The organism is Candidatus Streptomyces philanthi, assembly GCF_059553635.1.
Genome location: NZ_JCANQV010000197.1, coordinates 1 through 11103 on the forward strand (window position 1 = coordinate 1; position 11103 = coordinate 11103).

Here is an 11103-nt window from a genome sequence, read left to right on the forward strand (position 1 = left end):
GGCCGCTGGAACCGCCCGCCGCCCGCCAGCTCGCCGCCGACCTGCTCGGCTCCCCGCCCTCCCCGGCCCTGGCCCGCTTGATCGCCGAGGCCGCCGGGCATCCCGCGCTCCTGGTCGAGCTGCTGCGCGGCATGGCCGAGGAGGGCACCGTCCGCACCACCGGCGACGAGGCCCGGCTGCTCGTGCCCCGGCTGCCCGAACGGCTCCACACCCTCGTACGGTCCACCCTCCTCGACCACTCCGAGGACTGCCGGGGACTGCTGCGGGTCACCGCCGTCCTCGGCCGGCACGTCCGCTTCGACCTGCTCGGCGCCGTCCTGGAACTCTCGCCCGGCGCCCTGCTGCGGGTGCTGGAGGAGGCCGCCGCCTCCGGTGTGGCCGGCTACGACGACCGGGGCGTGTTCTTCCGCAGCACCCTGCTGTGGCGCGCGGTGCGCGACTCCGTCCCGCCGTCGCTGCGCGCCGCGCTGCTGCGGCAGGCGGCGGGACCGGAGGCGCGGTACGGCAACTGGGCCGGGTGCGCGCCCGAATTACGTGTCCCGGTCCAGCCACCGGCTGGTGTGTCGCGCGTAGATTCCGAACTGTCCGGAACCGGCCGTGCGGACACCGGCCGGGACTTCTCCCGTGCCGCCGTACGCGGCGGGACGCCGCCCGACGACCCCGGGCCGGCCGCCGCGGCGCCGGGTGGACGCAGCCTGAGCGAACAGGAACGCGTCATCGTCCGGCTGGTCGGGCAGGGGCTGACCAACCGCCAGATCGCGCGCCGGATGGAGATCTCCCCGCACACCGTCGGCTACCACCTGCGCAAGATCTTCCGCATGTTCGGGGTGAACTCCCGTATCGATCTGCTGCGCGCGGCCGGACTGTCCGGGGAGACCGACCGGACTGCGTAAGTGCGTAGTTCTTTGTTGTCCGTGTTTGCGGGGGCTACGCGATGACGTAGTAGAAGGGCATATGCGGAGCGAACTAGGTTCGGTGGTACTCGCAAGTACGCCTCAAGCGTCTGCCCAGATGGAAGGCGACCGAACGTGCAGCCCCACCGGTATCCGCTGACCGCATATCAGCGCGACATTTGGATGGCAGAATCCCGGACTCCCGGCACCCCGCAGTTCAATGCGGTGCTCTACGAAAGATTTACCGGGGAGGTGGATAACGATGCGCTGCACGCGGCACTGACCGCCGTACTGCGGGACAACGAGACGTTCTCCCTCCGCTTCGACGACCGCGACGGAACTCCCGTGCAGTGGCGCGAGACCGGCGAGGGACCCGCCCCGATCCAGGTGATCGACTTCTCCGGCGAGGACGACCCGCAGGCCGCCCGCGCCGCCTGGTGCGCCCGCACCAACCACCGCGGCATGGAGCCCCGGCGCACCCGCCTCGTCGAGGCCGCCCTGCTCAAGGCCGGTGCCGGCGACATCGCCGTGCACCTCAAGACCCACCACCTCCTCGTCGACGGCTGGGCCTACAACCTGGTCCTCCAGCAGATATCCGACCGCTACGGGCACTTCGCCGGCGGCGGCGAGGACATCCCGCGCCCGGTGCCCTGTGTCCTCGACGCGCTGGAGGAGGAGGCCCGCTACCGCGCCTCCGAGGACTGCGCCCACGACCGCGCGGTCCTCCGCGACCGGCTCGGCGCCCTCACCCCGGCCCTCTTCCCCCGCGCCCGCCGGGCCGGCGACCGGCCCACCGCCACCGTCACGTTCACCGTCCCGGCCGCCGACGTCGCACGGATGAAGGCCGGCGGGAATACCCCGTTCTCCTATATCGCGGCGGCACTCGGCACCTATCTCGCCCGTGTGCACCGGGCCGGCGAAGCGGTGATCGGAATACCGCTCCTCAATCGCCGTACCCGGCAGGAACTCGCCGTCGTCGGGCAGTTCGCCAACACGCTTCCGCTGGCCGTCGACGCCGGGTCGGGAAAGACCCTGCGGGAGATCGGCGCGGAGGTCCGTGAGGGTGTCCGTGAAATCCAGCAGCACCAGAGGTTTCCGCTCGGTGACGTGCTGCGGGACATTTCCGCGGGCGAATCCGGGCCCCGTCAACTCTTCGACGTGACGCTCTCCTCCCTGCGATTCCCGCGCATCACCACCCCCGAAGGGGTGCGGCGCGACACCGTCTTCAGCACCACCCCGCACGACCAGGAGGCCCTGGCCGTCCTCATCCGCGCCTTCGACGACTCCGGCGACCTCGACATCGACCTCAACTACGCGTGCGACGTCTTCGACGACGACCGCCCCGCCGAGGAGATGGCCGCCCACCTCCAGGCGCTGCTGACCGCCGGCCTGGCCGACGACGCCCCGCCCGCCGCGCTGATCCCGCTGCTGGACGAGGAGCAGGAGCGGCGGATCACCGCCTTCGGCACCGGCCCCGCCGTCCCGCACGCCGACCGCACCCTGCACGCCCTGTTCGAGGAGCGCGCCGCCCGGCAGCCCGGCCGCACCGCCGTGTACGGCGCGGACGGCGAGAGCCTCACCTACGCCGAACTCGACGCCCGCGCCAACCAGGTCGCGCACGCCCTGCGCGCCCGCGGCGTGCGCCCCGACGACCGGGTGGCCGTCCTGCTGGAGCGCGGCCCCCGGACGCTCGTCGCCGTCCTCGGCGTCCTCAAGTCCGGTGGCGCCTACGTCCCCGTCGACCCCGGCTACCCCGCCGACCGCATCGCCTTTCTGCTCTCCGACAGCGGCGCCAAGGTCGTGCTCACCGCCGACGGCACCACCGTCCCCGCCGCGGGCGACGCCGAGGTGTGCGTCCTCGACGCGCTGCTGAACGGCCCCGACACGACGCCCGAGCCGGTCGCCGGCCCCGGCAACCTCGCCTACGTCATCTACACCTCGGGCTCCACCGGCACCCCCAAGGGCGCCATGGTCGAGCACCGCTCCGTCGTCAACCGCCTCGCCTGGATGCAGCGCCGCTACCCGCTGACCGGCGACGACGTCGTCCTCCAGAAGACCCCGGTCTCCTTCGACGTCTCGGTGTGGGAGCTGTTCTGGTGGGCCGTCGAGGGCGCCGCCGTCGCCCTGCTGCCCGTCGGCGGGGAGAAGGACCCCCGCCGCATCCTGGAGACCCTCGCCGCCCGCCGCGTCGGGGTGATGCACTTCGTGCCGTCCATGCTCGGGCCCTTCCTCGACCTGCTGGAGGACCGGCCCCAGCTCCTCGCCGACGCCGCCTCGCTGCACACCGTCTTCTGCAGCGGCGAGGCGCTGCCCCCGGCCCGCGTCGAGCAGTTCGCCCGCGTCTTCGCCGGCCGCCACGCCGACGGCACCGCGCCCCGCCTCGTCAACCTCTACGGCCCGACCGAGGCCACCGTCGACGTCACCTACCACGACTGCCCCGTCGAACCCGGCCGCACCGTGGACCGCGTGCCGATCGGCCGCCCCCTCGACAACGTCCGGCTGCGCGTCCTGAGCACCGACGGCCTCCTCCAGCCCGTCGGCGTCCCCGGCGAACTCTGCCTGGGCGGCGTCCAGCTGGCCCGCGGCTACCTCGACCGGCCCGAGCTGACCCGCGAGAAGTTCACCGACGACCCCTACGAGAGCGGCGGCCGCCTCTACCGCACCGGCGACCTCGCCCGCTGGCTCGCCGACGGCAGCGTCGAATACCTCGGCCGCATCGACGGCCAGGTCAAGATCCGCGGCAACCGCGTCGAACTCGGCGAGGTGCAGAACGCCCTCGCCCGCGTCCCCGGCATCCGCGACGCCCTCGTCGTCGACCACACCACGCCCGCCCGCGGCACCTTCCTCGCCGGCTACTACGTCGCCGACACCGAGCAGGACCCGGCCGCGCTCCGTACCGAACTCGCCCGCTCCCTGCCGGAGTTCATGCTCCCCGCGCACCTCCTGCGCGTCGACCGCATCCCGCTGACCCCCAACGGCAAGGCCGACCGCCGCGCCCTGCCCGCCCCCACCACCGAGTCCACCGCCGCCCACACCGCGCCCCGCGACGCCACCGAGGCCGCCCTCGCCGCCGTCTGGCAGGACGTCCTCCAGGCCGAACGGGTCTCCGTCCACGACGACTACCACGCGCTCGGCGGCGACTCGATCCTCATGCTGCGCATCCGCGCCCAGGCCGAACGCCGCGGCATCCGCTTCTCGCTCAGCGACCTCGTCCAGCACCCGACCGTGGCCGGCCTCGCCGCCGTCGCCACCGCGGCCGACGACGGGCCGCACGAGTCCGGCCTCGCGCCGTTCGCGCTGGTCTCCGGCGTCGACCGGGCCCGCCTCGAAGGCGCCGAGGACGCCTTCCCCGTCACCCGGCTCCAGCTCGGCCTGCTCTACCACAGCCGCCGCCACGAGGCGTCCGCCGTCTACAAGGACGTCTTCCGCTACACCCTGCGGCTCGACTGGGACGAGGACGCCTTCCGCGGTGCCGTCGACCGGCTCGTCGCCCGGCACCCGGCGCTGCGCTCCTCCTTCGACCTGGCCGGCTTCTCCGAACCGCTCCAGATCGTCCACCCCCGCGTCACCGGCGTCCTCGACATCGCCGACCTGCGGGAGCTGGACGAGGCGGCCGCCGAGGCCGAGATCCTCGCCCATGTCGAGGCCCGCCGCCACCACCCCTACGCGTTCGAGCAGGCCCCGCTCCACCACTTCCGGGCCCATCTGCGGCCCGGCGCCGTCGAGCTGGTCCTCAGCTTCCACCACGCGCTCCTCGACGGCGGCAGCGTCGCCAACCTGCTGCGCGAACTCCTCCAGGACTACGCGCACACCCTGGGCGCCGCCATCGGCCCCGTCCCCGAGGGCCCCGTCCCCTCGCCCGCCCACCACGTCCGCGCCGAGCGCGCCGCGCTGGACTCCCCGGCCGACGCGGCCTACTGGCGGCAGAGGCTGGACGGCGCCGAGGCCACCCGCCTCGACGGCTTCCGGCCCGCCCTGCCGCCCCGCCCCGACGACCTCGTCGTCCACGAGACGGCGCTGCCCGACGCACTGGGCCACGCCGTCCGGGAGCTGGCCCGCGCCCACGCCGTCCCGGTGAAGTCGGTGCTGTTCGCCGCGTACTGCCTGACCCTGCGGCTGTTCACCGGCGCCGACGACCTCACCACCGGTCTGGTCACCCACGGGCGGCCCGAGGAGGAGGGCGCCGAACGCACCCTGGGCCTCTTCCTCAACACGATGCCCGTACGGGTCACCGGAACCTCCGGCAGCCTGCTCGACGTCGTCCGGGACCTCTTCCGCCAGGAGCAGGAGAGCCACCCGCACCGCCGCTACCCGCTCAGCGCCGTCCAGGAGGACCGCGGCGGCGCCACCGTGGTCGACACCGCCTTCAACTACGTCCACTTCCACCAGCTCACCGATGTCCTCGCACTGCCCGGCATCGGCCTCGACGCCTTCCGCACCTGGGAGGAGACCAACTTCCAGCTGCTGGTCAACGCCGTCGCCGACCCCACCGACGGACGGCTGCGGCTGCGCATCGACGGCGACGGACGCAGCCTGACCGCCGAACAGATCCAACTGTTCGGGCAGGCGTACGCCCGGATACTGGAGCGGATCACCACCGAGCCCGGCGCACGCCCGGACTTCGCATTCCTCGCCCCCGAGGCACTGCCCGAGATCACCCCCGCCGGGCCGGACGCCGCCTCGGACGTGGTGCGGATGTTCACCGCCCAGGCGGCCCGCACCCCCGACGCCGTCGCCGTCACCCACGGGGAACGACGGCTGACCTACCGCGCGCTCGACGCCCTCACCGCCCGCGTCGCCCGCCGGCTGGTCTCCCTCGGCGCCGGCCCCGGCACCCGGATCGCCGTCGCCATGGACCGCTCGCCGGAGACCGTCGCCGTCACCCTGGGCATCGCCCGCGCCGGCGCCGCCGCCGTCCCCCTCGACACCGGCTACCCGCCCGAGCGGCTGGCCGCGATGCTGGAGCGCGCCACCCCGCTGCGCGTGGTCGCCCACCCGGCCCACGCCGGCCTCGTCCCCGACCCCGCCCTGCTCCTGCCGGCGGAGGACCTGTGCGCGGACACCCCCGAGGACACCGGCGCCGCACTGCCCGCCGCGCTCGACCCGGCGAGCTGCGCCTACGTCCTGTTCACCTCCGGCTCCACCGGGGAGCCCAAGGGCGTCACCATGCCGCACCGCTCCCTGGCCAACCTGGTCGCCTGGCAGAACACGCAGCCCAGCGGCGCCGTCGGCGGCCCCACCCTCCAGTACGCGCCGCTCAGCTTCGACGTCTCCTTCCAGGAGCTGTACGCCACGCTCTGCTCCGGCGGCACCCTCCAGGTCGTCGACGACGCGCTGCGCCGCGATCTGCCCGCCCTGCTGCGGCTGATGGACACCACCGGCACTGAGCGGATCTTCCTGCCGTACGTCGCGCTCCAGCAGCTCGCCGAGACGGCGCAGGCCCTCGGCATCGCCCCGCGCGCCCTGCGCGTGCTGATCTCCTCCGGAGAACAGCTGCGGATCACCGACGAGATACGCGGGCTGTGCGCCGCGCTGCCCGGCGTCCTCCTGGAGAACCAGTACGGGCCCACCGAGTCGCACGTCATCACCCGCCACACCCTCACCGGCGACCCCGCCGCCTTCCCGGCGCTCCCGCCGATCGGCACCCCCGTCGACGGCGCCGAGGCCATCGTCCTCGACGCGGAACTGCGGCCCGTACCGCCCGGCGTCAAGGGCGAGATCCACCTGGGCGGCGCGGCACTCGCCGACGGCTATCTCGGCCGCCCCGAACTGACCGCGGAACGCTTCACCGACCACCCCACCCGCCCCGGCGCCCGCCTCTACCGCACCGGCGACCTCGGCTTCACCCTCCCCGACGGCGCGATCGTCTGCGCCGGACGGGCCGACGCCCAGGTCAAGGTCCGCGGCTTCCGCGTGGAACCGGCCGAGACCGAACTCGCCCTCGCCGCGCTGGCCGCCGACCACCCCGCCCTGCGCGAGGCCGCCGTCGTCGCCCGCCGCCACGAGGGCGGCGACACCTTCCTCGCCGCGTTCCTCACCGGCGAGGAGGACGAGGAGACCACCGGCGCCCTCCGCACCGCGCTGCGCGCCACCCTCCCCGAGTACATGGTCCCCGCCCACTTCCAGTGGCTGCCGGCGCTCCCGCTGACCCCCAGCGGCAAACGGGACGACGCCGCCCTGCGCCGCGTCCCCCTCACCACCGCGGCCAAGGACACCACCGCGCCCCGCGACGCCTACGAGGCGGCGCTGGTCGAGATCCTCGCGGACCTCCTGCGGCTGCCCACCCTCGGCGTGCACGACAACGTCTTCGACCTCGGCGCCACCTCGCTCACCGCGATGCGCTTCGTCGTCGCCGTCGAGCAGCGCTACGGCACCGCCATCCCGCTGTCCGGCTTCATCGCCTCCCCTACGGTCGCCGGGCTCGCCGAGCGGCTGCGCGGCGGCGACGCCGCGGCCGGCTTCGACCCGCTGGTGCCCATCCGGCCCGGCGGCGACCGCCCGCCCCTCTTCCTCGTCCACCCCATGGGCGGCAATGTGCTGTGCTACGTGCCGTTCTCCCGGCATCTGCCGGAGGGGCTGCCGCTGTACGCGTTCCAGGCGGCCGGGGCCGACCCGGGCACCAGCCCGCTGCGCTCCGTCGAGGAGATCGCCGCGTCCTACGTCGAGGCGATGCGGCGGGTGCAGCCGGAGGGCCCGTACACCCTGGGCGGCTGGTCGTTCGGCGGGTTCGTGGCGTACGAGATGGCCCGTCAGCTCACCGACGCCGGGCAGGAGGTCGGCCGGCTCGTCCTGCTGGACACCGTCGCCCTCCACGAGGGCAAGCGCGAGACGTACAGCGATGACGCGCTGCTGGCCTGGTTCTTCTGGGAGCTGCTGTGGCTGCGCCGCGGCGGGGACTCCCCGATGGAGATCATCCCGGCGGAACTGACCACGCTGGAGGAGAAGTTCGACTTCATCGCCCGGCTGGCCATCGACGAGGGCGTGCTCCCCGCGGGCAGCACCGGCGCCATCGTCCGCCGTCTGTTCACCGTCTACTCCGCCAACTGGCGCGCCGTCACCGTCTACCGGCCCGACGTGCGCGACCTGGACCTCACCCTGGTGCACGCCACCGAACCGCTGCCGAAGGTCCTGCTCGACATGCACGGCGCGGCGCGCAGCCAGTACACCGACCCGGCCAACGGCTGGCGCACGCTGACCACCGGGCGCCTCGACGTCGTCGACGTCCCCGGTGACCACCTCACGATCATGGAAGAACCGTATGTCGAACTCGTCGCCAAAACCGTCGCCGACCTCGCCGTCACCCGCCCCGGTGGAGGCGCCTGAGATGACCGCCTCCGCACCGCGCTCCGGGCGCCCCCTCAAGGTCCTGGTCGTCGGCGCCGGCATCGGCGGCCTCACCACCGCCGTCGCGCTGCGCCGGGCCGGCGTCCACGTCGAGGTGTTCGAACGGGCCGCCGAGCTGAAGGCCGCGGGCTCCGGCCTGTCGGTGATGAGCAACGCGCTCGCCGCCCTGCGCGCCCTGGACCTCGACCTCAACCTGGAGAAGTACGGCCGCCCGCTGCGGGTCTTCGACGTCAGGACGCCCCGCGGCCGGCTGATCCGGGCCCTGCCCATCGCCGACTCGATCGCCGCCGTCGGCGCGCCCAGCGTCTGCATCAGCCGCTCCGCCCTCCAGCAGGCCCTGCTGGACCACGCCGGCGACCTGCCGCTCCACCTGGGCGCCGCCGCCACCGGGTACGAGGCCCACGGCGACGGTGTACGGGTCACCTTCGAGGACGGCGGGCACGCCGACGGCGACGTCCTGATCGGCGCCGACGGCTTCCACTCGGTCGTCCGCCGTACCCTGGTCGGCCCCGGCGAGGGGCACCGCGACAGCGGCTACATCTCCTGGCTCGGCGTGGTGCCCTACAAGCACCCGCGGCTGACCCCCGGCTCGGTGCACCACTACTGGGGCCGCGGCCGCCGCTTCGGGCTGATCGACATCGGCCACGGCCAGGTCTACTGGTGGGGCACCCGGAACATGCCGTCCGCCGTCGCCGCCGGCTGGCGCGGCGGCCGGGCCGGCAAGGAGCAGGTGCTCCGCTCGTACGCGGGCTGGGCGGACGAGGTCCGCAAGGCCGTCGCGGACACCCCCGCCGACGCCATCCTCGGCGTCACCTCCCGCGACCGCGCCTTCCTGGAGCGCTGGGGCGAGGGCCCGGTCACCCTCCTCGGTGACGCCGCGCACCCGATGCTCACCAGCCTCGGCCAGGGCTCCGGTGTCGCCATCGAGGACGCCGTCGTCCTGGCGCACTGTCTGTCCCGGGCCGGCGACGACCCGGTGGCGGCGCTGCGCCGTTACGAGGAACTGCGGCGTGAGCGGGCCCGCCAGATGGTGGCCGCCTCACGGCAGCTCAGCGACTTCGAGCAGGTGGACGACCCGGTGCGGTGCGCCCTGCGGGACGCGTACTTCCACTGGGTGCCGCGCCGGAAGCTGGTGGAGCGCAACACGGCGTCGCTGACGTTCCCGGGGCTGGGGGACTAGCAGCGGTGTAGCGGCCGGCGGTCTCTTCCCCGAGGGCGGGGGAGGGGCCGCCGGCGGTTGTGCGTCGTGGTCCCGGCACTCCGCGGCCCGGCAAGACGAAAGCGCCCCGCCTCCAGATCCCCCCACGGGTCCGGAGTGCGGGGCGCTTCCCATGTCCCGGGTCGGATTCCCCCCACGGGATCCGTCCGGGCGTTCCGGGTGCACCGCGATCTGCCGGGACGCGCACAACGGGAGGGCCGCTCAAGCTCCCCGGGCACGTCGCCCCGGCCACGCGTAGCCGCGCACGATCCCCCAAGACCGGCACGGCCGTTGCCGTACAGGCCCCGCCGGGGTGCCTGCACACCTGGTTAGACTCTCGACCCCCCGGGATGGTTACCTGCCAAACGCTGTGATCTGGGTCTCTTGCCATATGAGGGCGAATGCGGTCAAGGGTCACGATCTGAAGATCATGGCCCTGGCGTATGGGTGTTGTGTCAGTTGTGAGCAATTTGTGAATGCTTGGTGTGAGGCGGCGGAAGTCGCCCGAACGCCGTGGATGTCCCCCGGTGCGGGATGCCGCCCGTTCGTACGACGCGCCCCCGCCGCCGGGCGGAGTGCCGGCGGCAGGGGTGGCGGAATGGGTCAGGCGCGGCCCGCGAGCTCGTAGCCCGCCTCGTCGACGGCGGCGCGGACGGCCTCCTCGTCCAGCGGCGCCTTGGAGGCGACCGTCACCAGGCCGGTGGCCGCGACGGCCTGGACCGAGGTGACGCCCGCGATCTCCGAGATCTCCGACGACACCGCGCCCTCGCAGTGGCCGCAGGTCATGCCGGTGACCTTGTAGGTGACGCTGACCTCGCCGCCGCCCGCCTCGGTGGTGCCGGAGTGGCAGGAGCCTTCGGGGGTGCAGCAGGAGCCGTTCTCGGCCATGGGATTCTCCTAGAAGTGCCGATGTGTGGGGAGCGTGGTGATGCGTTCCCTGTGGTGCCACAGTGCCGTGCGGGGTGCCAGTGACGGCCGGTGTCCTGACGACGCCCTCACTGTATACCCCTAGGGGGTATCAATCCAAGAAGGGCACGCCCTCTTCCGCGCCGTGTCACCCCTTTGAGCGGCGCACGCCCGCGCCCGCGCCGCCCCCGTACGCGTTGCCGCGCCCCCCGCCGCGCGCCAGCCTGGGAACAACGGACCCGGGACGACCGAGGAGGCGGGCGGATGGACGCACTCGGCCTCTACGGCCTGCTGGCCCTCACCACCCTGCCGCCACTGGTCCCCAACTCCGCCCTCCTCGTCACCGCGGGCGTCCTCGCCGCACAGGGCCAACTCCACCTGCCGGTCGTCCTCCTCGTCGTCGCGGCCAGCGCCACCCTCGGCGACCTCCTGATGTACCTCGCCGCCCGCCGCTTCGGCGGCCCGGCCCGCGCCTGGATGCGCCGCGACCCCCGCCGCCGCGCCCTGCTCGAATGGACCTCCCGCAGGGTCCAGCGGTACGGACTGCCGTTCGTGATCGTGGTGCGCTTCCTGCCCAGCGGCCGCATCGTCGGCGCCCTCGCCTCCGGCGTCCTGCGCTACCCCCCGCGCGGCTACGCGCTCGGCGCCGGCATCGCCGAAACCGTCTGGGCCTCCTACTCCGTCGGCCTCGGCTACCTCGGCAGCGCCGCCACCGGCGACCGGCTCACCGCGACCCTCCTCGGCATCGGCCTCTCCTGGACC

At 73.8% G+C, this 11103-nt stretch carries 5 protein-coding genes; 4 read left to right on the top strand and 1 reads right to left on the bottom strand.

The features are described 5' to 3' along the window. The 3 genes from AC51EU_RS20935 to AC51EU_RS20945 all read left to right on the top strand — a co-directional run. A partial coding sequence (locus tag AC51EU_RS20935; protein WP_496268545.1) for a helix-turn-helix transcriptional regulator occupies positions 1-893 on the top strand: 893 nt, incomplete at its 5' end. A 135-nt stretch (positions 894-1028) separates the two neighbouring features. Next, complete coding sequence (locus AC51EU_RS20940) at positions 1029-8216, top strand: amino acid adenylation domain-containing protein (protein ID WP_496268546.1); 7188 nt, start codon at positions 1029-1031, stop codon at positions 8214-8216. Position 8217: 1 nt separating this feature from the next. Beyond that, complete coding sequence (locus tag AC51EU_RS20945) at positions 8218-9417, top strand: FAD-dependent monooxygenase (RefSeq protein ID WP_496268547.1); 1200 nt, start codon at positions 8218-8220, stop codon at positions 9415-9417. 621 nt (positions 9418-10038) lie between these two features. Here AC51EU_RS20945 and AC51EU_RS20950 read toward each other — a convergent pair. Then, the gene (locus AC51EU_RS20950) at positions 10039-10323 is read right to left on the bottom strand and encodes a heavy-metal-associated domain-containing protein (RefSeq protein ID WP_496268548.1); all 285 of its coding nucleotides are present in this window, start codon (positions 10321-10323) and stop codon (positions 10039-10041) included. A 282-nt stretch (positions 10324-10605) separates the two neighbouring features. Between AC51EU_RS20950 and AC51EU_RS20955 the strand changes: the two genes are divergently transcribed. Continuing rightward, positions 10606-11103 (top strand): DedA family protein (locus AC51EU_RS20955; RefSeq protein WP_496268549.1); only part of this gene is annotated, 498 nt, incomplete at its 3' end.